The following is a 24,383-nucleotide window of genomic DNA, read 5'->3' as shown; positions in this document are numbered from 1 at the left end:
CTCGTTTAAAGAGTGCTTTAAAATGGATACCAAAAGTTTTGAAATACGTTTAATTTTAAATATACCGCAACAATAAATATGAAAATACCGGCAAATAAAGCGATGAAATCTTCACGTTTCGCCTTACTTGTATAAAACCATGTACGTTTATCCTTCTTTCCAAATCCTCTTAAATCCATTGCATTTGAAACCGTATCTATTCTTTCTAGAGAATGAATGATTAGTGGCCAGAAAATTAAAACACGGTTCTTCATACGAACCCATAAACTTGCTTCTCCTTTTTCAAAAGCCACTCCTCTCGCTTCTTGCGCGTGTTTAATAATTTTATACTCAGACTGGATGTCAGGAATATAACGTAGTGCAATATTTATTGCATATGTAATCTTATAATGAATACCAAGTTTACTTAAGCTACTTACAAATTCGCTTGGATCTGTCGTGTAAATAAAAAGAAGTGTAAATGGTAATAACGTAAAATACTTTAATGAAAGTGTAGCTGCATAAAATAATGTTTCATATGTAATCGTTGCATATCCAACATGTAAAAACGCGGTATATGATTCAGTTAATTCAGATCCATGAGTTGGTGTAATAAATAAAATCATGACAGAGTTTAATAAACTAAATGTAAATATGACACTAAAAACAATTAAAATTTTACGAAATGGAATTTTAGCAATGCTGAGTCCGATACACCCAATAATAAATAATATTAGCAACACCCGAAAATCAAAAAACAAAAAAGTAAGCGTCATACAAAAAATAAATAAAAACAATTTCACTACCCCATCCATACGATGAAAATATGTACTATGCACCTTCCTCCCTCCTATTACTGTCTAAATAAAGCTCCATAAATTTTTCTGGACATGCAATCCCACTAAATTTAATAAACTTGGTTAAAGAACTCTCTCTTAAGTTGGCTCTTTGTAACGTTTCTTGATTGCCTAATACATCAAACACTGTATTATCCGCAATAATTTTCCCTTCATGTAGAACTACTGCACGGTCTGTATATTCTAGCGCGAGATTCATATCGTGAGTGATAACAACAAATGAAATTCCCTTTTTAGCTAGGTTTTTAATAAACGACATAAATTGTTTATAATGATAATAATCTTGTCCTGCTGTCGGTTCATCTAATATGATAAGCTTAGGATTTGTTGTTAATACAGATGCGATTGTTAGTCTCTTTTTTTGCCCATAGCTTAGTGCTTGAATTGGCCAATTACGAAATGGATATAAGCCACAAATTTTTAAAATCCCTTCTACTTTATTCTTAATTTCTTCCTTAGAAAAATTATGTAATGTTAATGTAAATGAAACTTCTTCAAAAACAGTAGGCTGTGTAATCATATGATTTGGATTTTGCATCACGTAAGATATGATTTCCCCACGTTTACGAATAGACCAAGAACTAATATCTTCACCTTTTAACGCAATTTTCCCATTTTTCATTTTGTTTATACCTATAAGACTATGAGCTAATGTTGATTTCCCTGCTCCATTATGTCCTAACAGTGCCACAATTTCTCCTTCATATATTAAAAGGTTTACATTTTCTAATACTTTTTGTTTATTAGGGTATGAAAATGATAAATTCTCCACTTTAAGTAATTCCTTGTTTTTAGCATTCCTTTCTAATATGACTTGTTTCTCCATCCACTCTTTTATAACGTTGCTTACCTTTTCTTTTTGAAGGTTTTCCATTGGATATATTACGTCATTATTACGATCAAAATGTAATCTCTTTAATGCTTCGATGTAAATAGGCTCTCTTAAGCCAATACGTGGTAATATATTTGACGCTAAGATTTCTTTTGGTGTTCCCATCGCAATGACTTTACCTTCATCAATTAATATAACTTTGTCTAAATCCAGTTTTAAAATTTCTTCTATCCTATGTTCGATAATAACAATCGTTTTATTATACTGCTCATGTATATCTTTCATAAGTTCTATCGTATGTATGGCGCTTAGTGGATCTAAGTTCGCTAATGGTTCATCGAACAATAATATATCCGCATTTGTTGTTAATAAACCAGCAAGAGAAACTGTTTGCTTTTGACCTCCTGATAATTCATGTGGACTTTGTTTATGAAACGTATGCATCTTCACCTTTCTTAATGAGTCCGAAACAATCTTTTTCATGTTATCTTGCTTTACACATTCATTTTCTAAATAAAAAGCTACATCTTCTTCTACTGTCAGACCAATAAATTGAGCATCTTGATCTTGTAAAATTGTTCCTACCTGTTTACTTTGTTCAAAAATACTTCCTTCCCTTGGGTCTTTACCGGCAATTAAAACGTTACCTGTGCTATTCCCTTCGTAAGAAAATGGGATTAGCCCATTTATACAATGAGCTAATGTCGACTTTCCTGAACCACTTCGTCCAGCAATTAGCACTTTTTCCCCAGGGTATATATGAAAGGTAATATCACTTAAAGTAGGCTGCGCAGCATGCCCATATTGAAAGGTGAATTGTTCAAACGAAATAATTGGTTGCATGTTAACATCCCTACTTTTCAATTTTTAAATGTGTATGTTTCTTATTGGATTTCGCCAAACCAATTGTAAGTGGCAATCCAAGTACTAAGAAAACGATGACATCGGAAATTGTTGCTCCTAATACTTGTATAACAATTTTGTCAAATGGTTCTCCCATCACAATAATATCGAATGCCCCAGCAAATATAATAGCAATGACAATACCAACTAGCCCAGTAATTGCTAAATAAGAAATATCCCCCTTGTTAAACGACCCGTTTTTCACACTAAAACCAACTCTTTTTTGAATAAGCCCCATTGAAAAACCAATAATTCCTGAACTAATAACCCATCCCCACCAAATACCCCATCCAGCAATCGTATCTGTTACGGTATGACCGATAAGTCCGATTAACAGTCCTGCCACTGGACCAAATAATGCTCCAAAAACAGTTAATATAGCTAATGCTGGTTTAATAAATGTATTCGGTGCAATAGAAAATCCCCAAAGTCCTAATATCCCGTATAATGCTGCTCCAATACCGATTGCTACTACTAACTTTGTTGATAATTTATTCATGACAATTCCCCTCTCATATTAGTCAACTTTTATTACTCTATATTTAATTTAAAAATGAATTATGCATCGACACTCCCTTTCTATACAACAAAAAAATGACCTCTTACATAAGAGGTCACTTTCTTTCACTTTCAAGAATCCTCTTATCTTTCAAAAAACACATCGTGTCCTCTGCGGAATTAGCACCTTCCTATAAAATTGCATAGGGGTTGCTGAGGTTTCTTAGGGCCGTTCCCTCCACCTCTCTGGATAAGTATTAATTTGTAATTCGTATTATGGCACTAAAGAATGTAAATTTCAACACTTTTCTTACTATTTTTATTTTTTATTAAATAGCACATTTAAATCATTGTATTCTTATCGGAATTATGAAATAATGAATTCAAAATCGTTTCGGGAGGACTGCATTATGAAAGTTATTGGTTTGATTGGAGGATTAAGTTGGGAATCTACATCATTATACTATAAACATATTAATACACTTACACTCTCTCAATACGATCAAAATGCGAAGCTAATTTTATATAGTATGGACTTTGGTGAAGTAACTACTTTATTACAAAACCATCAATATGAAGAAGTGAAAAATGAACTAGTTACAGTTGCAAAGAAAGTTGAAAAATCTGGGGCTGAATGTTTATTAATGTGTTCAAATACTGTACATCTATTTGCCGAGGAGGTAGAACAAGCAATATCTATCCCGCTTCTTCACATTGGTGATGTAAGTGCTAAAGAAATGGTAGAACAGAATATAAAACGTATCGGACTATTAGGAACAAAACAAACGATGGAGCAAGATTTCTATAAATCACGATTAGCGAAATATAACATTGAGACAATTATCCCAAATGACGAGGAAAGAACTTTTATCCACCATGTCATATTAGATGAATTAAGTAGAGGGATCATTTCAGAAACATCTAAAAAAAGGTTATTACAAATTACAAAATCATTAATTCAAAACGGTGCTGAAGGTATATTATTAGGCTGCACTGAAATACCTTTACTCATCTCCCAAAATGATCTTACTGTTCCCGTTTTTGATACTGCTTTTTTACATGCAAATACTGCTGTACAATTTGCTGGATAAGAATACACAAGCATAAAGGTGAGAACCTCTATGCTTGTATACAGTTACGACTATTTATCCCGCTATTTGCAGGCAGTAAAGCCCCACCAATTAAAGTTTTACTTTATTTAAAAGAGATTCAATAACTGCAATCGCTTCTTTTGAACCACCACATTCTAAAAAGCTATCATTAAGTTTTCTTATACCATATTTATACTTTTCATTTGAAAGTACATCTGTTACGGCCTCTTTTAAAGTGTGTACATTAACATGTTCTTTCAATAGTCTATGTGCCGCTTCAAGCTCAGTTAATCTTTGCGCTATCATTGGCTGATCTTTATCATGCGGTATTATTACAAATGGGACATTATAATGAATGGCATCGTGTACACTATTCATACCACCATGTGTAATAAAAACATCTGCTTCATTTAATATTTCTGATTGAGGTACGTATGGAGCAATTATAAAATTATCTGGTGCTTCCTTAATTTTAGAAATATCATTTCTATCACCAATTGCCATTACAACTATCCCATCAAAATCTGAAAAAGTATCAATACAAGTATTAAAGAATGGTTCGAGTCCTTCAAGCAGTGTTCCCATTGAAATATAAATAACTTTCTTTTCTTTAAGTGATTCCAGTAGAAACTTTATATTTGTTTTACGCTTTGAAATACTCGGTCCAATAAAAATGTTATTTTCCCCGAACGATTCGCTATTAGGTTGGAAATAACGACTTGTGTATACGAGACAAACATCACCCTTATTATTCATAAATTGAAGATTATTCTTTGGTTTTACTCCAAATTTATGTTCCATCTGATTTAGTAATTTTTCAGAGATTTCCTCTGGTTGAAATGGCATATCTGCATTTGGATGAAAAGGTAATGTCTTCAAAAATTCTGGCGGAATTAAAAATATAGGTGAGGACACTACACCTGGAACTTGTAAATATTCCTTTACTAACTCTCCTGCGCCAAATATATCATAAATTACGAAATCAAAATTTATACTTTCATATAATTGTTTCGTAATTTCTAATATATATAAAGAAGTTTGAACATGCACATGAAAGAAAGCATTTAACCCAGATGAGGTTTCAGCATCAATAGAAATCTCTTTTAATAGATCCGGATGAGTATGTACAGTAGCTCCTAAATCTTCAATTCTATCCTTAAAGTTTGCCGTTGTAATATAATGTACGTTATCGCCTCGTTCAGTAAAGGCTTTTACTAAATTTAATGTAGGGTTTACATGCCCCTCTGCTGGAAAATTAACTACTAAAATATTTAGCACTTATTCCTCACTCCTTACATTTCACTGTTTTAATTAAGCATACTGTTATTTGTACAAGTAATCTTCCCCTAATAGTCCTAATATGCTTGCTACATTATATTGATAAATAATTTTCAGTCATCAACATAAAAAAAGCATCTACCTATGTAGATGCCTAACCGTGATAAGGAGTGTTCTGTGAGGTTAGAACAAGCGTTTCTGCTTGTCCTATGCTATCAATATATGATTTATTTTATAAAATGTGAATCGTTAATAGAATTATTTTATCCATTTTATATGATCAAATGGATAAAATACCATTTCTACTTTACCTATTATATTTGATTCATCAATAAGTCCAAGTGTATTCCTACTATCTTTACTATGATTACGATTATCACCTAACACAAATAATTTATGCGTAGGAACTTTTATTTCTCTAAAATTTGAAAAACGATTGGATACTTGTGACATATCTAAATGTATATACGACTCATCACGCTTTTTACCGTTAATAAATACCTCATCCTCTTTTAGTTGTATGTTATCCCCCGATAATCCAATAATTCGTTTCACATAGTAAGTAGGCGCGTCTTCTTTTTTTATAATGACAACATCTCCATGATGAAAAGACGATAAACAGACGTTTACCTTATTAACAAGTATATAATCTTTTTCATTCAAAGTAGGTTGCATCGAAATTCCTTCTACCATACAAAATAAAAAGGACTTATTAATAAAAATAACCCCTATTATAATGAATATGTAGCTACATATGTTCCTCCAATATTTTAGAATAAACAGCTTCATATATACCCCATTTCTAATCTATTCCCAGATAAAAACGCCTCTAGTTTACAGGAATGCTAGAGACGTTTCGTACATTTTAATTCTCTTTAGAGGCATCTGTTTTTGGCGCTTCACCAGTTAATCTCTTATTTTTCAAATCAAAATAAGCATCTAAAACTTCTTTTCCAATATCGGAGTTAATGCCCGATTTATCATTTTCAACCCATGGTACTACAACAGAAAATGCTACTTCTGGATCATCATATGGCGCATATCCAGCCAATGTTAAGTTATAACATTCTCTACGATCACCTTTCGCATTTCGCCCAATTTCATTTTCTCCACCATATACAGTTTGTGCGGTCCCTGTTTTACCAGCTGGTTTATATGGTGCTTTTTGGAATGCTCTTACTCCCGTTCCATCTCCCTCTTGAAATACTTTTCTAAATCCTTCTTTTACTTGATTAATATATTCTTGTTTCATATCGATTCTATTTAAAACAACGGGTTCTATTGATTGTACTACTTTACCAACCTCATCTTTTTGAACGGTTTGTTCTCTAATCTCTTGAACAATTTGTGGTTTCATTCGATACCCTCCATTTGCGATAGTCGAAATATATTGTGCAAGCTGAAGTGGTGTATACGTATCATATTGTCCAATAGAATAATCTAATAAGAAACCAGGCTGATTATCTTTTCTTCCAATTTGCCCTGCGGTTTCATTTGGTAAATCAATACCAGTTTGTACGCCTAGTCCAAATTGCCTGAAATAATACCTCATTTTATCAAAATATTCTTGTTTAATATCTAGTGAACTATTTTTCACATAACCCACGCCAGCAATTTTTAATGCTATATTAAACATATAAACGTTTGAAGAAACTTGTAACGCTCTTAGATCGTCTATATCACCAAAATTTTTCCAAGACTTCTTTTCCTTAGTTCCTTTAAATTTCATAGGTGCATCATAAAAATGTGTTCCAGGAGTTATTGCATTTGTTTCAAACCCTGTTAACACTGTCGCACCTTTAACCGTTGATCCAAGCTCATATGAACTTGTCAGCGTGCCTAAAGCATAATCTTCAACTTCCATTTTCCCGTCTTTTTCTACAAGCCTTTTCCCAGCCATCGATAATACTTGGCCATTTTTCGGATTCATCATTACTACGAAAGCACGGTCTAACATTGATTCTGATCCTTTATATTGTTTTAATATTTTTTCTATGCTCTCCTCTACTTTTTTTTGCAATTCCATATCTATTGTTAAAGTTAAATTTTTACCGCTTTTCCCTTCCGAAACCGTTTCCGTTCTAATAGTATTTCCTTGTTTATCAGCAATGCTTCTTACTTCTTTTTTTGTACCATGAAGTACATCTTCGTATTGCTGTTCGATATAACTTTTGCCGACCCTATCATTTCGGCTATAATCACGCACTAAATAATAATCTAATCGTTCACGTGGCAATCCTTCATCAGCATTTGAAACGTTACCAAGGACAGAACGGAATAATCCATCATTTACATAGATTCTCTCCCAATCAACTGATGCGTCTACTCCTGGAAGGTTCGCTAAATTTTCACTAATCACCGCATATTCCTGTTCACTAACGTCCTTTTTAATAATTTGAGGTGCCATTTGAAAACCTGAGGTCATTTTACTTTTAATAGCTAACACTTCTATATCTTTAGCCGTTAGTTCTTGAAGATTTTTATCTGTAACGCGTTTCCTTTTTAAATCTTCTATTTTTTTGTCTAGCTCTTTTCCGGTAATATCCTTATCTCGGAACTTATCTATTTCTGTTTTTGATACTAAGTCTTGAGCAAGTTCTGGATTTAATTGCATCCAAAAGTCTTTCTTATCAGTCTCAGTTAACTTATCTATATCTTCTTGTGGCATTTCAATAATATCTGCAAGTTGTCTTGCTGATTTTAATATTTCTTCTTGTTTTACACCTTTCACCTTTGTATATGTAATCGTACGTAAAGACTTATTATCAACTACTGGATTTCCTTCACGATCAAATATTTTCCCACGTGGTACAGAAAGGCCCACGGTTGCATTTTCTCTCTTCTCTACTTCATTTTTATATGTTTCTCCATCAAAAATTTGCACTTTCCCTAACTGAATAATAATGCCAGAAAATAATAAAAATACACAAAGGAATAAAATATTTAACCGGAGAGGTACTACTCTACCACTTTTCTTCTCTTGCTTTTTCACCTTGTCATAATCTCCTCCTTACAATATTTCAAATAATAATCACATTTCTATATTAAAAGTAATGTACAATTTCTATACATTGCTTTGTACAAATATTAATATAATGTTTAAAACTTAATAGAAATTAAAACAAAGGTAAAGAAAAGGTAAAGTTTACTAAATTAAATATAAAAAATACCCAATAACAAAAAGCTTAGTTTTCACTAATCGCTTTGTTATTGGGTATTAATTGATTTAAGAATTACTACTAGTGCGTATTGCTATACATTTGTCGTCACAATTAGAAAGAGATTGTTTACTTAGTACTTTCGGTAAGTAAATAGTTACTGTTGTCCCGACACCAACCTCGCTCATGATACTAATTGTCCCTCGATGACTTTCAATAATTTTATAACTTAACATTAATCCAATACCAGTCCCTTTTTCTTTCGTACTATAAAAAGGTTCACCTAATCTCTTAATTCTTTCTTCAGGTATTCCTATTCCTTCATCTATTACATGAATGATGACACCATCATCATTTATTTCTTTTATGTGAATTGAAATTTCCCCACCATTTGGCATAGCTTCGATTGAATTTTGCAAAATATTAATAAATACTTGTTTCAATTGATTTTCTGAGCATTCAATAATTATATCTTTGTCATCCGTAAATAGTTCAACTTGAATATTTTTCATAATTGCTTTTGTATTCATTAACGATACGACATTTTTAAAAATTCGATAAATATTTTTCTTTTCTGTATTTATCTCATCTGTTTTAGCGATTGATAGAAATTCTTGCAGGATTGCTTCTATCCTTTCAATTTCAGAAAGCATAAGATCAAAATATCTTTCTTGATCTTCTTTATTAATTTGGAATAACTGTATAAAACCTTTAATTACAGTTAAAGGATTTCTTACTTCATGAGCCACGCCAGCTGCTAATTGACCAATTGCTGCAAGCGTATCTGATTTATTTAGCAATTCTTCTGTCTTTTTTCGCTCTGTAATGTCGCGTACAATAATCATAATTTTATCATGTAATAATGGTAAGCACCTAGCCTCAAAGAAATCAATACTTCCATTAAGTGTGAGTGGATATTCTACAATTACATTCGTTCCTTTTTCCTTCACTTGATTAATGGCTTCCTGAAACTGCTGTGCTACTGACGTTGGTAATACTTCATAAAACTTTTTTCCCATAAAAGTTTCTGCGGGTACGTAAAACTTTGTAGGAGATCCTGCCTTGTAATCTATAATTGTGCCATCATCTTCTGTTAAGAAACATAAATCTGGTAAAGCTTTAAAAATTAATTCCAGTTCAGATGTTTGTTGTTTTAACTGCTCTTCTATCGCTTTTAAATGTGTAATATCTACACCAACAGCCCAATAACTATATCCTGTTACAGGAAACTGTTCTGATATATTCGACCACATTATTGTTTTGATTTCACCATTTTTACATGTTAAGTGCATTTCCCAATCTCTGAAATTTTTTCCACAAGTTAAAAATTTCTTTTGTATTTGATGGCGATAATTATGATCAGGATACAATAATTGCAGTGCATTGGGATTTCCAATTATTTCTTCAGCGGTATAACCTGTTACAATTTCGCATTCTCGATTCCACAAAACAAAATCTCCATTATAATCAAGCGCATCGACCATAACAGGCATGTTTTGTAAAATCGTATGTAGTTCCTCTTCTTTCCGAGAAAGCAACGTTGTATTTTTACTTTGAAATACTTTTATTGCACCATCTAAAATTAAACTTGAGAGCATTTCAAAGTATTTTTGACAACTGAAAATTTCACTTTTTTTGGACCATACAACAAAAGATCCTAAATGTTGATTGTATAAGAAAATGGGGATTTCAATCTTTGGAAGTTTACTCTTTTTTATCTCATTCATTCCGAATGAAAAAACACACTCTTTTTCAGCATCAAGAAGTTGATGTGATATGTTAGTTAATTTATAAAATTGTTCTGCCATGGTTTCTATTGTACTCACATCAATAAGTTCCATTAGCCGCGAATTCATTCCTTTTTCACCTCAATATGTAAAATTAATACAAATCTAAAATTCATACTTCTCCATTATACGAAGAAAGCTAGTGTAGGTATATAGCTGTAGAATAATTATTCGAACAAATTTTATTTTTCAATTAAAACAAGAAAAGAATATATATACTGAATATACCTTTAATTAGTATATATTTCGTTGATTCCTCACTTATTATCTAGATAACTTGAATTCCTTCTTACATTCACTGAATTTTTACTCGAGAGTCATACACGTTACTAATAGCGATATAAACATGCAATAAGTATAAAGTTCATAAAATATTCACAATTTTTATGAAAAATATAAACATTTATTCCAATATATTCTATATAATAAAATGTAATAAGGCTTCTATGAATCTCATAGAATACCTTACCCCTAATAAAAAAGAAAAAAGAATCCAAATGGATTCTTTTTTCTTTTTTATTTACATTACATATTTATATAAAGCATGTGCCACACCATGTTCTTCATTTGATAACGTTTCGTATTTACACATTGCTTTTATTTCTTCTACTGCATTCCCCATTGCAATTGATATGTTCGCTTTTTCCATCATAGAAACATCGTTTAGTCCATCACCTATCGCTACAGTATTTTCAACCGGAATATTAAGATGTTCTGCTAAAGTATATAATCCATTCCCTTTTTGAGCATCTCGATGATTAATCTCTAAATTGTGCCAATATGAAGATGTAATTGCTAAATCTGTATTATGAAGAAATGTTTCTTTTAGTTTTTTTAATTTCTCAATATCATAAGAAAATGGTAATAGTTTATGCACATGTATATCTGTTTCTACAATTGGTTTACAACTTTCCGCACTATGAAACGCTGTATGCTCAAGATATAATGCTGCGATTGTTTCTAACTCTTTCAAGTCGAAATTTTCTTTTGAATTCTTCACATACTCAATTTCATTACGTACACTCTCTACTCCATAATCCGGTACATACACACCTTTATCAGTATAAAGCTGATAATATAAACCATTCTCTTCAAGATATTCTACAATTTCAAGTGCCTGCATATTTTGAATTGGATATCTCTTCATCATTTTTTTATCTTTATATATAAGAGCCCCATTTTCCGCAATGATTGGACACTCTAAATTAACTTCTAACAATAATCGCTCAATGTCAACAATAGAACGTCCTGTACAAATTGCTACAACATGGCCAGCTTCTTGACATGTTCGAATTGCTTCTGCATTTTCTTTACTTATCATTTTATTCCCCGAAAGAAGAGTTCCATCTAAATCAATTGCGATTAATTTCATTATTTCTTCACCACTTTCTATAAATACACGAGTTCTAATTAATTATTAGGTATCGTTTTCATACAATCCTCGTGAGGTACTTCTTATTTATAATTTATGAAAAGCGTTTCAGGTCAAGAAATAATTAAAAATAAAATCCAAAGCTTTTCTTTTTAAAAAAGCTTTGGATTTTAAACTATGAATTATAACTAATGTATTTTGTCTCACACATGTACACATTTTTTTCTTCAGTTGGGATATATACTTTAAACTTTTCTAGCCGTTTTCCATAGACATGAATCGTAATAACGCTTTCATTTTTGCTAATTTCAAGAATATGACAATCCGCTGGTGGAATTACTTTATCTGTTTCTCCTTCTCCCAAATAAAGATTTCCTGTATGTGTTAAATAAACAAGTGAATTTCCAAGTTGTTTCGTTTGTATAAAGTTCTTCACCATAATCCTTCCTGAAAAAACGCCTTCTACTCCCCATGTGCCGTCATGGTCATGTAAAGGTGTAGATTGTCCATCTTTCCATACGAGAGCTAGTACTTCAAAACGTTTGAGCGGATCTTCATACAATAAATGTCGTGCATATTGAGTCAAATTGGCCTTCTGTTTATCTAACGGAAGCCATGTTTTCTTTTCTAAAAGTTCTTCTAGTAACTTTTCAATGCCACACACTATTTCTTCTTCAAATAAACCGTTTTCCATAAGATTTGTAACACCTTTAATAAACTTTTGAAATGATTTACTTCCATTACAAGTCAACATAAGAATCCTCCTCTACGTTTTATACAATTCCATATTAAGGTAATTGCCGAAAACTCACAATTGAGAAACAAAAAAACAAGATGCAAATGTATGCACCTTGTTAAGATTTTTATTTGGCTTTCAATCGAATAGGTAAGTATTTTAATGTTTGTTCATTTTCCAATATACATTTTTCTAAACAGAAAGATGGAGATAGCTCTATTTTTTCAAAAGCATTTATAAAGGTAGTTAATGCAATCTCAGCTTCTAAACGTGCAAGTGGTGCTCCTAAGCAAAAGTGAGGACCTTTCCCAAAGGTTAAATGCTTTTCATTTCCTGTTCGATGTACATTAAATTGAGAGGCTTGTGAAAATTTTTTCTCATCTAAATTCGCTGCACTAACCCACGCAACAATCATCTGATTCTTTTTCATGAAAGGACCAAATATATTTGTATCCTCTGTAATCCTCCGGGCCAATGTAACAGGAAAGCGATAGCGTAATACTTCCTCAATCGCTTTTAAAATTAAGTTAGGTTCTTTTCTTAACTCTTCATAAATTCCAGGTGAATCTACTAAAAAGCAATAAAAGCTATTAATAATTAAATTTGTAGTGGTTTCATTCCCAGCCGCTAGTAAACCTAATGAAAAGGTTACAATTTCTTCATCGGTTAATCTTTCGTCTTCATATTCAGCTCGAATTAAATCAGAAATGATATCATCGGTTAAATGATATCTCTTTTCCTGAACAATCGGTAGAAGGTATGCTTTGAATTCATGTAATGCTATCCCTTTCTCGGCATCCAGATCATTAAACTTTTCTTTACTATACGGCATAAATAAAATATCAGACCATTCTTTCATTTTTTTACGATCTGTTGTTGGGACTCCTAATAAATCGGAAATAACGGTAACAGGTAAAGGTGCAGCAAGCTGTTCAACGATATTAACTTCACTACATTTTTCGATATGTTGTACAAGTTCATCTGCGATAGCCTGTATTCGAGGTTTCCACTGTTCTAAACTTCTTGGAGTAAATGCCTTAGAAACAATGGAACGTACATTGCGATGTTCTGGTGGATCTGTAGAGTTTATATTTATTCTAGTTTCTAAAGGAGGGATTGAGAATTGTCTGCGCTCCCTTCTACTTGAAAATAAGCGATAATCTGATAAAACACGATTTACATCATCATATAAAAAAACATTCCATACATCCTGCTCTTCATCATAATGAACTGGGTGATTATCCCTCATCAAACGATACCATTCATATGGATTCCATAATTCTTCTTTTGTTTTCAGCTTTGAAATTTCATGAACTAAAATAACATTTTCAGGTGAAGCCATAGTTCTTTCCTCCCTTTTCTTTTACAATAAAAGTGATAGGTCGGCAGTCCAAAGTTGTATAAACTATCATATGTTATTTTAACATATACCAAAGGGGATTTTTCATTAGAGAACTTGAGAAATATATAAGGGGGATTTTTATGTACGTTGACATTTTACTACTAGCAGAATTAACGACAGGACCAAAACATGGATATGAAATTAAAAAAAATGTTCAAAATCGTTTAGGTGAAAATTTCGAATTAAATCACAACATGCTTTATCCTGCCCTTCGGCGCTTTGAAAATATGGGTGCTATAACGAAAAAAATACATAAACAAGTCGGAAAACCAAACCGAAATATGTACGATATAACAGAAACAGGAGAAGAAATTTTTTCTGAAATGTTACGAGAGTTTCCCGAAAAACTTGCGACAAACAATACAGAATTTCTTGTTCGTATTGCGCTATTTGAAAAACTTGACTATGAGGATAGAAAAGAGATTTTGACTGTACGTCAAAACGTACTATATAATCAGCTTACTGCTATTCAGTCTCTAGATGTTACCTCATCTTTTATTACTGAAGTCATTGAATTTAGTAAATCACGAATTGAACATGAATTGAGTTGGATTACATCACTTATGAAAAAAATATGAAAAAATAACAAGAAAAGTTAAAAACAATGAATGAAAATGATATTTATTATCAATACTATAATTAATAAAAGGGCAACCACGATTTGGCTACCCTTCAAACATTTATACTTCTGGATCGAAAGTTTTGCAATCTGTTTCTTCCGTTGTAGATGCATGTTTACCTTTATGACTTACTACGTAAATTGCCTCTGCACTACATTTATTACCGTTCGCCCAAAATTTACAGTTATTTACTTCACATAAAACGTCTTGTGCCATAGTATCACACCTCCTTGTTCTATTATCATTAACAAAATTCGGAGGTATGATACTCTTTGTCATGCATTTTTTATTCCCTTTTTAGCTTTCTTAATGGTTCAATATCTCCTCGTACAATCACATCTATATTTTCAGTTATTTTTTCAATGTCAAAATGCCACCATTGAATTTGTAATAATTCTTCTATTATTTCATTTGAAAATCTCTCTTTTATTTTATTTGCTGGATTTCCACCAACAATTGTATATGGTGCGACGTCTCTAGTCACAACAGATTTAGCTGCAATGATTGCACCATCTCCTATTTTTATTCCGGGCATAATAGTTGTGTCCATACCAATCCAAACGTCATTTCCTATAACTGTATCGCCTTTGTAAGGTAAATCAGACAAACTAGGTGTATACTTCTCCCACCCATTTCCAAAGATATTAAATGGATATGCCGAAAATCCATCCATCCGATGATTCGCTCCGTTCATAATAAAGTTAACTCCAGATGCAATACAACAAAACTTTCCAATAGTAAGGCGATCCCCAAGAAATTCATAATGATGTAATACTCGATTTTCAAATGTTTCTCCATCTTTCGCATCATAATAAGAATAGTCACCAACAAGTATATTAGGTTTTGTTATTATATTTTTTATAAATTGAACGTTTTGATTTCCTTCAATAGGGTATTTAACATTTGGATTAGGATTCATTTTGTACGGCACTTCCTTTACCACTTATTTCACTTTCTACCGCTATTACTGGCTTTAAATTGTATATAGGTAAAATAAACAATAATCCAATTATAAAAAGTAAAGCCGTCCCTTCATACATCATACTTAATGAAAACATCTCTTTTAATGAACCAGCTATACTCATCGTTACTACCATTGAACCGGTAAAAAGCGGACTTAAAATACCATTTACACGACCTATAAAATCGGTATCGCTATTTTGAATAATAAGCGTATTAATACCAATTTGGATACAAGGAAGAGCTAAGCCACTAAAAAGCTGAGCTGTAAGTGTCACCCATAAATTTGTAGAATATCCTATAATGCCAATACCAATTGCTTGACCAAGCATACCGATAATTAACATCTTTTGCGGAGCAACGTTTTTCGCAAATACCATTGCTAATGCTCCGCCAACAATCATTCCCGCACCATTTACTGTTAGTAGCCACTGTAAACTCTCTTTTGATAATCCTAGCTGCTCAGTCACAATAAATATACCTAATGGTTGAATTAATCCTATACCTAGTCCTGCAGCCATAAAGCAAAGCCCTAGCAAAGTTAATGCTTTTTTCTTTTTGACATACTTAATACCATCCTTCATCTCCTGTAGCAGAGTGATATCTTTCTTTTCTACGTCGTTTTCAAGATCTTTCGGAAGAAATAACAATACAACTGCCGCAAGTAAAAACGAGATACCTGTTATGATGATTGAAATATAAATTCCAAAACTATGAAAGATAAATGTCCCTAGAATTGGTCCTAATACCATAAATATTGCAAATATCGTTTGATATATAGACATCGCTAATTGAATTTGTTCCGTTGATAAATGTTGTTTAAACAACTTCATTCCAGATGGTTGTGAAAACTGTGAAAGGATTGCAGAGATGAGTGTCACAAAAAACACAATTTTCCACGTTCCAAACATAAGCGTAATTAATACAGCGAATACTGAAATGGAACTTAACGTTTCACACCATATCATTGTCTTCTTTGGCTTCCACCTATCAGCAAAGGTACCGCCAATAAATGAAAAAATAAAAATTGGAGCGAATTCAGCAACTGAAATCATAGAAATAGCAAAAGCATCACCTTTTGTCATTTCCATTACATATAGTAATACCGCAAAGTTTCGAACCCATATTCCTATTTGTAAAAATAATGCTGATGCTAAAATCCCTTGTACAAACCGATTTTTTAATACTTGTGATACCCCATTGTTTTGTTTCGTTACTACATTTGTCGACATAAAAAAGCCTCCTATTTCATGTTCTGAACAGGAGGCAGCACAAATCATATAAAAAGACTATATATTCGCAGAGCGAAATACATCCCTTTTCTATAAATGTACAGACTAACCCTATTCAGAAGAATATTTCGTTTTTTAACGAAGATCTCTTACAAATAGAATTAGTTGATCATTGGGATGTCTTCACCCTTCCGTTTCGAATTTAAATAACACATACATACTCTATGTAAATCATTTTTGATGTATGCATGTCTCCTTTTAACTATTCTAGAAAGTTAAAGGTAATTCCTCTAAAGAACGCATTAAATAGTTACCTTGCCATTTAATTTCTTCACGATTCCCTTTTATTTGTAGTTCAGGCATTCGATTAAACAAAGTAGTAATAGCAATCTTTGCTTCTAACCTCGCAAGTGGAGCTCCTAAGCAGAAATGACTACCATGACCAAAGGCAATGTGACGGTTGTTCTCCCGTGTAATATCAAATATTTCTGGATTTTCAAATACTGTTTCATCACGGTTCGCTGAAGCCAATGCAATAATAACCATATCTCCTTTCTGTATTGTTTGATGGTGAATTTGAAAAGGTTCCGCTGCCCATCTTGCAGTTGTAACCTCAACTGGAGAATAATAACGCAATCCTTCCTCAATAGCCGAATCAATTAGTTTGGGATTATCTTTTAATAACTGTAATTGATTTGGATTTTCAAGAAGTGCTAATACCGTATTTGTAATTAAATTCACTGTCGTCTCATGTCCTGCGACAATTAATAGCATTATCATTGAATATAGTTCCCGAGCGCTAAGTTTATGCCCTTCACTCTCTGCAAGTATTAAAGCACTCACCAAGTCTTCTTTTGGCTCTTTTCTTTTAATATCAACTAAATATTGAAGATATGTAATAAACTCAGATAGTTGTTTTTCGGTCTCTTTTATTTCTTCAGGTGTTTCTGGTGATGCAATAACAGCATGAGACCAAATTCTAAATTTCGCTTGATCTTCTTTTGGAATACCGAGCATCTCACTTATTACAATAATCGGTAATGTAAATGAATAATCATCCACAAGATTTAATGTACCTTTTCGCTCTATATTACTTATCAAATCATCTGCTATTCTCTGAATTCTTCCGTCTAATTGTGCAATCATCTTCGGTGTAAAAGCTTTTTGAACTAAAGATCGTAAACGACTGTGGTTAGGTGGATCTGAATTTAGCATATGTGTTGTTAAGTGGTCACTATTATCAACGGAAAGATACATGTTCTTTGTATCTTGAGAAAATACATTTGTCCAATCTTTTTTTAAACGATTATCTTTTAAAAGTGGCAGAGCATCTTCATATCTAGTAATGAGCCATTCTTTACCGATTTCAACTTGGTTTACAAATAATATAGGTTGTTTTTTTCGCGATTCTTTATAAATTTCATACGCATCTTCTTTAAACTGAGCTGAAGCTAAATTAATGCCATCCTCTATGCTTAACCCAACTTTGTTTTTCATTGACAATGTATTCCCTCACTCTCATTTGTTTTTGAAAACCAACCAACATATGCATTATACTCTAATAAAAACGTGAAAATTGTAAATTTTTAATCAAAATCTTACTTCGTATATTGAAAAATAAAAAAGTGAGAGAGTACAATCGTTTTACTCTCCCACCTCTCTTTATGCGAAGCACATAAAATTACTAATTTGTTGATAGCGATAACTTACTTTACGACGACGACCACCTTGCCAAGTGTAACCTGATACTCCGTTTCTTCTCACTTCAGTCGGAAAGAACCATAAATCCCTTCCAAAAGGTCCAGGACGATGTAAACGTAAATAGCCCCATCTTCCTAAACAGTTACACATCCATGATTTCATATTGCCTGGTTGTGCTGGAGAAGCAAATGTAGACGGTAACGATGGCGCTTGTGACGGTGGTGGTGACGTTGGAGCATCCTCCGCATCATCTGGTCTGTAATCTTCTTGTTCAATATCTCTCACTTCATTTGTAGGTTCATACCCGTAGTTTTGTGGATTATAATACATCGCTTGATCATATGGATAATTTTGTTGGTTATACATATTAACAAATCACCTTCTTTTCATTCATTACCTTTATCATTCATATGTGATATGCCCTCTCTAGGAAGCTTATGTATAGCCCAAATTCAACTTAAAAAGCTCGTATTATTAAAAATACGAGCCTTTCAAAAATAGAATGTGTTTATTATTTCCTTAACTTCACACTATAAAAACGCATTTCATCTAACGAACCTTCAAATTCAAATACTTCTTGTTTAATTAATTGTTTCAAGCGATATTCTAAGAATGTATCTCCAACCAATTGTTCAACAAGACCAAGTGCTTCACCAATTACTCTAGGAGCTTTGAGGAACTCTCGATCAGCACCCACACTTTTCGCGCATTCAATTATAAATTGATCAAAATAATCTTCTTGTACAAAATGCACTTCATTTTCTTTCCACACTCTTAAACATTCTATGCTTTCCGATAATCTATCCCACTCATGTTCAAACTTCATTCGCTTCTCTTCAGTTAAATAAGGTAACTTTATAAAACTTTTTTGGAATAGAGCTAAACTTTCAGGTGGTAATTCTCCCGTTCCACGAATATCATACTCTTGTTTTAATATTTCTCTACTTGCTTCAGACGTATTAATAACTCGAATGTTTTTCTTATCCTTTAATTGTGCTATTACAAAACTTAGGCCTACATGTTCATGTGCATTATCAGCCTTCCAAATTGTAATAGGTGTTTCAACAGGAATAGTATGTAGTTCTTCTATAGTTGCTATAAATCTTGATAAATATTCTTCTTCAAAATAACTATCATAAGCAGTTAAGTTATTTATTAACCACTCCTGTCTTGCTAGTTGCCCCTCATTCGTATGCAACCTATATATCGGTCCAATTGAAAAAAATTCCGAAAAAGCAACAACACTCTCTTCAAATAATTCTTCTTGACTTAACATATATTTTAAGCAACCAGCCGTTGAATCATCAAAAGCAATATGTACGTGCGTACTTTCTTTTACATTCCTTTTATAAGTAGGATTACTTGTTAATTGTTTCGGAATATCCATCAAATTTTTAATTGTATCTTCACTATAGTTTTCTTCTAATAAGTTTAACTGTATGAGAATACTTTGAAGTAAATCTTTAGCCTCATCTTCGTACATATCCTCTACAGCATTTTTAATTTTATCTATCACACAAATCCCTCTATTCATTTCAAAAATAACGTAGATTATAGTGTATCATTTTAGTATAGTTCTTTAAAGTCAAATCCAGATTACTACAGCAATCTGGATTTTCAACAAAAGCTCTCCTTATATTTTTGAATTGCTAAATATTTTTACTTTGAAAATCCTTGTATCTAAATGTATAATTATATAAAAACAAAAATATAGGAGCTATATTTATGGATAAAGTACTTACAAATTATAAACATTACTTAAAAAATTGGAGATTTATATTTATTTGCATACTACCTGCTATTGCCTTATTCGTTACTTTCGATGTCATCTTTGAACTACTGTTTCATCAAAATTTCTACTTATCTAACTTAATTTCTGCTATCATATTATTTTTAATATTTATTAACATTAAAGATAAATTTAAAATTAAAGGCTAAAAAACACTATTTCAAAATAGCCCTTTATTATTGCATCCTACTATAAAATAAGGCTCATAGTAGATTTTCATAAAAAATAAGAGCACCCTGCAATTGGCTGCTCTTATGTGATTAGAGGTTTTTTCTGAGTATTAAGTAGGACACGAAGATCTTGTCCTACTACATAATATATGCTTGTACTTATTATTTCGTGCATGTATTAAGCAACATGTTCAGGTACTTAATATATGCATAGTCATTGCTAAAAAATCTACTCAAAATTTCACTGCACAATTTCATAATTATAAATTAAAAAAACATCCTCAATGGATGTTTTTTATCTAACGATTTTAAGCTTCCATAAACTTAGCCGGTACACCAATTTTTTCAACTACAGAAGATATATTAGTAGGATTAATCATTACATTTTCAATACACACTAATTTATTTTCTAATATCCCATTCTCTGTAGTAATAAGTTCTTCAAACCGATCTAAAGTCATTGAGAATTTGTGTTCACTTCCACCATTCATACTAACTTTTACATACTTCATAGTGTCACCGCCTTTCATAATAATTTACATTTCGACAAGAAGGCGCTTACATCCTTTTTATTTACCTCTTAGATTTCTCACGTTTATATATATTTTGAGAACGGAAACTACTATTATTCACTCACAAAATTATTGCTAATAAGAAAGATAAAGATAAAAATGCACAAAGTGGAATATATAAACCGGTATCCATTCTTGCAAAGTGCGTATCTTTTTGTCGTTTAAAGATACCAAAATAGTTAAATTCACCAATTACTCTAATAGAAAAGACGATCATACAAATCCAGGAACCGACTTGAATAATAACATTAGGAACTGCAAAATGAACAATATTTGCTTGTTGCAACAAAATTATTGCTGCCATACTTAATAATAATGCAATGACCAATGTCATTCCGGCACGAGGTGTAAACGCCTTTTCCCCTGCTTTAGTTGGAATAACACTATTTGTCCCCCAATTACCTCCGAAAGCCCAATATACATGTAAAAAACTAACTAAGAATAATATACAAGCAGATATATATGTAATGATAAGCATTTTATCCTCCCCTTATTTCATTTTGGTTCCCACCTATAAAATATGCTGTTCCCCCCACATTAGCAACCTTCATTTCATTACATAAAAAAACCGTAATGATTTATCAATATTAAGATAAGTCATTACGGGGTTATTAAACCTCATTATGCATTATACCTATTTCTTCGGCGTTCCATCCTTGTTTGACCTTGAACTGCATTTTCTTTGTATGGATCTATTTGCTCTGTCATTTCATATGTTGCAACTGGTTCTTCGTACTTATACTCATGGATCTTTTCTGGCATTTTACTTTTAGATTCTTTCCCACCAAACTTAAATAGTTTCATCTTTAATTTCGGCAATCTTGGAAGTCGAATCTTAATTGATAATCTTTTGCGTTTCTTTTTTAGTCCAAGTAGATTTATATTTTCTTGATTATCTTTCTCTTTGCGGTGAATGAACATCGCAAGTAATCCTCCTAATACAAGTCCTCCAATTAATAGCAATATATATACATAATGGCTTGTCATTAAACTCGTTATGCGTTCAAGTATGACTAACGACTGTACTTCTTTTATATCCCATAGTAAAGCGGCCCATAATGAGAATAAGCCCAAAGTAAGTCCATATGTACGAAAACGGAATAAACATGGAATTAACGCGACACATGCAGCAATTTTCGCATTTGCTATGATTGAGCTTGTTGCAATATCTTGATGCCAAATAACTAACAGTAGTGTTATAAATGGCGCATACGCTATCCAACTGCATATACGTGAATACATCTTTTTAGCAAAATAACTACCGAAACTAGTAAAAAATAAAAGCCCTCCAATATATATAGATTGTTCTAGAGGGATTTGCTTTGTAATTCCTGCAATTGGAAAGAGGCCGCTCAATAGCATTAAGAGCACATCTAATTTCTTCACAATTCCCCATTCCTTTCAAATTTTTTCAATTAATAAAAATCGTTTTTCCATATGAAATAGTTTTTGTATTTCTAAAAAACATATTAATCCTGTCTGCACATAAAGTAAATATGTAAACGAAAAGATACTTGACAAAGGATATCCTTATTTACATAAAAAAATGACAAATCCTGATCGATATAACGAGCAGGATTTGTTTACTAGTATTTAAAGTAGAATAATTGAATCTTTCTTTTCTACTTTTACTACATCTACATCCAATTCATCATCAAATTCTTTAAACTCTCTTGCATCTATGTCAGTAATATAACTCTTTATTACTTTTTCCATATGCATGGAATATGTAATGTGTACATTCTTTTTCGAAAGCATACTAGAATTACAGCACATGTAATGTATCATTTTAGCGATATAATCCCTTTCTACAGGTTTTACACCCAATGGTAAAATTTCAAGTATATATCGCTGAAAAATCCCACTACAATTAAGTGAATATTCACCAGTGCTATAATACATCCCTTTTTGATCTGTATATAAGCCAATGCTATCTAGAGCATCATCAGATTCTATTACACCGTAACTTGGTACATCAAAACCTGTATTTATTCTAATAATATTTAAATTTGGAACCTTTAACACCTCTGGAACAATATCAGGTAAAATATCTGTATTAATTTCTTTATTTTGTAACTCTTTTATCCAATACCTTCTCAAATTTGCATCTACAATGAAATAAACTTGTTCATTTTGTTCTTTTGCATATTGTACAATTTCCATTAATGTTTCGGAAACATATTGTTTAAAAAGAGCTCCCATATCATTTCTCTTTGATGGTTGTGATAAAAATGCATTATGTTTATTTATATTTAATAATACGTAATCAATCGTTTGCCATTCTGTATTCCCATATAATTTATATAAAATTTCTTTTCCTTTTATTTTTGAAAGAATAGGTAAGAAATCAAATTTCGATATTCGTTCAATTGATAAATTAACATATATACAAGGTAAATTTATCTTATTCCAACTACGCTTCAAAAATCCTTTTTGCTCTAATAAACTAAAAACACTATTTACAATTGTTTTACGAGATACACTTTGGCCTATAAATAAATTAATAAATGTTGAAATACGGTTTGCTCGTGCAAATCCCTCTCTAATGATTTGTTTTGGATCAATTTTTTCTCGTCCATCACAATTTTTCAATGCGATTAATGCTAATGTCGCATCACTGCGCTCGCCCGCGGTAGCATAGACAGCTTTCGTAACATCATCTACAAGATTTGTTTTATATTTTTGGCAATATTGCATTTTATATGGATTTTGTAACACCTTTTCAATATTGTATCTCACAATCTTTAATAACACTGGAAAATCTGTATTCAATACATAAGAATTTTCACCAACTTTAGTCAAAACAATTTGACTCTCAAGTAATGTTTGTTCTATTTCCAGCACTATATCTTCAGACCAAACTTCTAATGTTAATGTCTCTAATCCTTTTGGTGCAAATAAAGGAAATAATTCATTTTTGTTATTTGTAGCTACCTTTTTACATTCTGGAAGTATTGTGAAATAAGAGAATTTACGCTGAAATTCTTTAAATAAATACTCTCTTTCCTTTACTGTTATACCCGGTTCTATTTTAGTACCTTGAACTTTATAAATTCTCTCATTGTATGGAAATAACACCCTTTTATTTTCTCCTACAATATAATCTTTCGGATATTGGAGAATATGGTCTAAATCCACCTCTCCCCCTATTTGAAAATCATCTTTTAAATTTCTAAATATCTTAATCCATTTCATGCCGGTTGTAGCTTGTTGTATTTTTAGTTTTACAAACCGTATTTTTTTATTATTTGACGCAAACTCTGAGGTAGAAATCAATATCATGCCTCGTTTTCGTCTTAAAAGTAAAGGAATATCTGGATGATTATATTCTTGATATTAAGACGATTTTTATGAACATTTCGTATAAGTGTGATTTTACTGATTAAAGCTATTTTCAAAGAAGACATATCAGCGATAATTTATGTCTATTTCTTATAGGTGTTAGC

The 24,383-nt window shown here is 31.9% G+C and carries 23 protein-coding genes and 1 riboswitch; of the genes, 3 read left to right on the top strand and 20 right to left on the bottom strand.

The window, feature by feature from the left end:
* Positions 1-17: 17 nt before the first annotated feature.
* The 3 genes from M1D73_RS13180 to M1D73_RS13170 are packed head-to-tail and all read right to left on the bottom strand — an operon-like array spanning position 18 to position 3,070.
* Positions 18-818 (bottom strand): energy-coupling factor transporter transmembrane component T family protein, encoded by an 801-nt coding sequence (locus tag M1D73_RS13180; protein ID WP_000556372.1) that lies wholly within the window; start codon positions 816-818, stop codon positions 18-20.
* Positions 811-2,511: an ABC transporter ATP-binding protein gene (locus M1D73_RS13175; RefSeq protein WP_136363429.1), complete on the bottom strand. Its 1,701-nt coding sequence runs from the start codon at positions 2,509-2,511 to the stop codon at positions 811-813. Before M1D73_RS13175 ends, M1D73_RS13180 begins: the two co-directional genes overlap by 8 nt.
* A 10-nt stretch (positions 2,512-2,521) precedes the next feature.
* The gene (locus M1D73_RS13170; RefSeq protein WP_001038210.1) at positions 2,522-3,070 is read right to left on the bottom strand and encodes an ECF-type riboflavin transporter substrate-binding protein; all 549 of its coding nucleotides are present in this window, start codon (positions 3,068-3,070) and stop codon (positions 2,522-2,524) included.
* 140 nt (positions 3,071-3,210) lie between these two features.
* Positions 3,211-3,326, bottom strand: a riboswitch (SAM riboswitch).
* A 153-nt stretch (positions 3,327-3,479) separates the two neighbouring features.
* On the opposite strand from M1D73_RS13170, the gene M1D73_RS13165 reads away from it, so the two are divergent.
* The gene (locus M1D73_RS13165; protein ID WP_000864372.1) at positions 3,480-4,160 is read left to right on the top strand and encodes an aspartate/glutamate racemase family protein; all 681 of its coding nucleotides are present in this window, start codon (positions 3,480-3,482) and stop codon (positions 4,158-4,160) included.
* A 90-nt stretch (positions 4,161-4,250) separates the two neighbouring features.
* Here the strand turns inward: M1D73_RS13165 and M1D73_RS13160 are convergent, their stop codons facing one another.
* The 7 genes from M1D73_RS13160 to M1D73_RS13130 all read right to left on the bottom strand — a co-directional run bounded on the left by M1D73_RS13160 (position 4,251) and on the right by M1D73_RS13130 (position 13,833).
* Positions 4,251-5,438 (bottom strand): macrolide family glycosyltransferase, encoded by a 1,188-nt coding sequence (locus tag M1D73_RS13160; protein ID WP_060852098.1) that lies wholly within the window; start codon positions 5,436-5,438, stop codon positions 4,251-4,253.
* Between the two features lie 258 nt (positions 5,439-5,696).
* Entirely contained in the window at positions 5,697-6,227 is a 531-nt protein-coding gene (gene lepB / locus M1D73_RS13155; RefSeq protein ID WP_033666239.1) for a signal peptidase I, read from the bottom strand.
* A gap of 76 nt (positions 6,228-6,303) precedes the next feature.
* The gene (locus M1D73_RS13150; RefSeq protein WP_000743775.1) at positions 6,304-8,430 is read right to left on the bottom strand and encodes a peptidoglycan D,D-transpeptidase FtsI family protein; all 2,127 of its coding nucleotides are present in this window, start codon (positions 8,428-8,430) and stop codon (positions 6,304-6,306) included.
* A gap of 234 nt (positions 8,431-8,664) precedes the next feature.
* The gene (locus M1D73_RS13145) at positions 8,665-10,452 is read right to left on the bottom strand and encodes an ATP-binding protein (RefSeq protein ID WP_001088555.1); all 1,788 of its coding nucleotides are present in this window, start codon (positions 10,450-10,452) and stop codon (positions 8,665-8,667) included.
* A 451-nt stretch (positions 10,453-10,903) separates the two neighbouring features.
* Positions 10,904-11,755 carry a Cof-type HAD-IIB family hydrolase gene (locus M1D73_RS13140; RefSeq protein WP_000766393.1) on the bottom strand — a complete coding sequence of 284 codons (852 nt, stop codon included), beginning with the start codon at positions 11,753-11,755 and terminating at the stop codon, positions 10,904-10,906.
* Between the two features lie 175 nt (positions 11,756-11,930).
* Positions 11,931-12,509 (bottom strand): cysteine dioxygenase family protein, encoded by a 579-nt coding sequence (locus M1D73_RS13135; protein ID WP_000954442.1) that lies wholly within the window; start codon positions 12,507-12,509, stop codon positions 11,931-11,933.
* 109 nt (positions 12,510-12,618) lie between these two features.
* Entirely contained in the window at positions 12,619-13,833 is a 1,215-nt protein-coding gene (locus M1D73_RS13130; RefSeq protein WP_481158035.1) for a cytochrome P450, read from the bottom strand.
* A 140-nt stretch (positions 13,834-13,973) separates the two neighbouring features.
* Here M1D73_RS13130 and M1D73_RS13125 point away from each other — a divergent pair, with 140 nt between their 5' ends.
* Positions 13,974-14,471: a PadR family transcriptional regulator gene (locus M1D73_RS13125; RefSeq protein WP_000289127.1), complete on the top strand. Its 498-nt coding sequence runs from the start codon at positions 13,974-13,976 to the stop codon at positions 14,469-14,471.
* Between the two features lie 102 nt (positions 14,472-14,573).
* Here the strand turns inward: M1D73_RS13125 and M1D73_RS13120 are convergent, their stop codons facing one another.
* The 6 genes from M1D73_RS13120 to M1D73_RS13095 form a co-directional block, all read right to left on the bottom strand.
* Positions 14,574-14,729 carry a DUF1540 domain-containing protein gene (locus M1D73_RS13120; RefSeq protein ID WP_000046095.1) on the bottom strand — a complete coding sequence of 52 codons (156 nt, stop codon included), beginning with the start codon at positions 14,727-14,729 and terminating at the stop codon, positions 14,574-14,576.
* A 70-nt stretch (positions 14,730-14,799) separates the two neighbouring features.
* The gene (locus M1D73_RS13115; protein ID WP_098213774.1) at positions 14,800-15,432 is read right to left on the bottom strand and encodes a Vat family streptogramin A O-acetyltransferase; all 633 of its coding nucleotides are present in this window, start codon (positions 15,430-15,432) and stop codon (positions 14,800-14,802) included.
* Complete coding sequence (locus tag M1D73_RS13110) at positions 15,422-16,705, bottom strand: MFS transporter (protein WP_000106396.1); 1,284 nt, start codon at positions 16,703-16,705, stop codon at positions 15,422-15,424. Before M1D73_RS13110 ends, M1D73_RS13115 begins: the two co-directional genes overlap by 11 nt.
* 267 nt (positions 16,706-16,972) lie before the next feature.
* On the bottom strand, positions 16,973-18,208 hold the full coding sequence (locus M1D73_RS13105; protein ID WP_121868616.1) for a cytochrome P450 family protein: 1,236 nt from the start codon (positions 18,206-18,208) through the stop codon (positions 16,973-16,975).
* Between the two features lie 159 nt (positions 18,209-18,367).
* Positions 18,368-18,772: a hypothetical protein gene (locus M1D73_RS13100; RefSeq protein ID WP_000282687.1), complete on the bottom strand. Its 405-nt coding sequence runs from the start codon at positions 18,770-18,772 to the stop codon at positions 18,368-18,370.
* A gap of 145 nt (positions 18,773-18,917) precedes the next feature.
* The gene (locus M1D73_RS13095) at positions 18,918-19,922 is read right to left on the bottom strand and encodes a DUF1835 domain-containing protein (RefSeq protein WP_000565687.1); all 1,005 of its coding nucleotides are present in this window, start codon (positions 19,920-19,922) and stop codon (positions 18,918-18,920) included.
* Positions 19,923-20,131: 209 nt separating this feature from the next.
* On the opposite strand from M1D73_RS13095, the gene M1D73_RS13090 reads away from it, so the two are divergent.
* A complete protein-coding gene (locus M1D73_RS13090) occupies positions 20,132-20,344 on the top strand; it encodes a hypothetical protein (RefSeq protein WP_098212941.1) in 213 nt (70 codons plus the stop codon).
* Positions 20,345-20,673: 329 nt separating this feature from the next.
* Here M1D73_RS13090 and M1D73_RS13085 read toward each other — a convergent pair whose 3' ends face one another.
* From M1D73_RS13085 to M1D73_RS13070, 4 genes are all read right to left on the bottom strand, one after another.
* Positions 20,674-20,877 (bottom strand): hypothetical protein, encoded by a 204-nt coding sequence (locus tag M1D73_RS13085; RefSeq protein WP_000878369.1) that lies wholly within the window; start codon positions 20,875-20,877, stop codon positions 20,674-20,676.
* 121 nt (positions 20,878-20,998) lie between these two features.
* Positions 20,999-21,415 carry a DUF3995 domain-containing protein gene (locus M1D73_RS13080; protein ID WP_000905568.1) on the bottom strand — a complete coding sequence of 139 codons (417 nt, stop codon included), beginning with the start codon at positions 21,413-21,415 and terminating at the stop codon, positions 20,999-21,001.
* 143 nt (positions 21,416-21,558) lie between these two features.
* Positions 21,559-22,323 (bottom strand): DUF3959 family protein, encoded by a 765-nt coding sequence (locus M1D73_RS13075; protein WP_098212942.1) that lies wholly within the window; start codon positions 22,321-22,323, stop codon positions 21,559-21,561.
* Positions 22,324-22,530: 207 nt separating this feature from the next.
* Positions 22,531-24,213 (bottom strand): RNaseH domain-containing protein, encoded by a 1,683-nt coding sequence (locus M1D73_RS13070; protein WP_121868614.1) that lies wholly within the window; start codon positions 24,211-24,213, stop codon positions 22,531-22,533.
* Between the last annotated feature and the right edge of the window lie 170 nt (positions 24,214-24,383).

The sequence above is a fragment of the Bacillus sp. PK3-067 genome (assembly GCF_056738645.1).
Note: the sequence above shows the minus strand (reverse complement) of the source record. Positions and strands in the feature narration are given on the sequence as shown.

Bases quoted from the DNA above. Each gene is read 5' to 3' on its own strand.
- M1D73_RS13175 (WP_136363429.1), bottom strand. From the start codon at position 2,511: ATGCAACCAATTATTTCGTTTGAACAATTCACCTTTCAATATGGGCAT.
- M1D73_RS13170 (WP_001038210.1), bottom strand. From the start codon at position 3,070: ATGAATAAATTATCAACAAAGTTAGTAGTAGCAATCGGTATTGGAGCA.
- M1D73_RS13165 (WP_000864372.1), top strand. From the start codon at position 3,480: ATGAAAGTTATTGGTTTGATTGGAGGATTAAGTTGGGAATCTACATCA.
- lepB (WP_033666239.1), bottom strand. From the start codon at position 6,227: ATGAAGCTGTTTATTCTAAAATATTGGAGGAACATATGTAGCTACATA.
- M1D73_RS13145 (WP_001088555.1), bottom strand. From the start codon at position 10,452: ATGAATTCGCGGCTAATGGAACTTATTGATGTGAGTACAATAGAAACC.
- M1D73_RS13140 (WP_000766393.1), bottom strand. From the start codon at position 11,755: ATGAAATTAATCGCAATTGATTTAGATGGAACTCTTCTTTCGGGGAAT.
- M1D73_RS13135 (WP_000954442.1), bottom strand. From the start codon at position 12,509: ATGTTGACTTGTAATGGAAGTAAATCATTTCAAAAGTTTATTAAAGGT.
- M1D73_RS13130 (WP_481158035.1), bottom strand. From the start codon at position 13,833: ATGGCTTCACCTGAAAATGTTATTTTAGTTCATGAAATTTCAAAGCTG.
- M1D73_RS13125 (WP_000289127.1), top strand. From the start codon at position 13,974: ATGTACGTTGACATTTTACTACTAGCAGAATTAACGACAGGACCAAAA.
- M1D73_RS13120 (WP_000046095.1), bottom strand. From the start codon at position 14,729: ATGGCACAAGACGTTTTATGTGAAGTAAATAACTGTAAATTTTGGGCG.
- M1D73_RS13115 (WP_098213774.1), bottom strand. From the start codon at position 15,432: ATGAATCCTAATCCAAATGTTAAATACCCTATTGAAGGAAATCAAAAC.
- M1D73_RS13110 (WP_000106396.1), bottom strand. From the start codon at position 16,705: ATGTCGACAAATGTAGTAACGAAACAAAACAATGGGGTATCACAAGTA.
- M1D73_RS13100 (WP_000282687.1), bottom strand. From the start codon at position 18,772: ATGTATAACCAACAAAATTATCCATATGATCAAGCGATGTATTATAAT.
- M1D73_RS13090 (WP_098212941.1), top strand. From the start codon at position 20,132: ATGGATAAAGTACTTACAAATTATAAACATTACTTAAAAAATTGGAGA.
- M1D73_RS13085 (WP_000878369.1), bottom strand. From the start codon at position 20,877: ATGAAGTATGTAAAAGTTAGTATGAATGGTGGAAGTGAACACAAATTC.
- M1D73_RS13080 (WP_000905568.1), bottom strand. From the start codon at position 21,415: ATGCTTATCATTACATATATATCTGCTTGTATATTATTCTTAGTTAGT.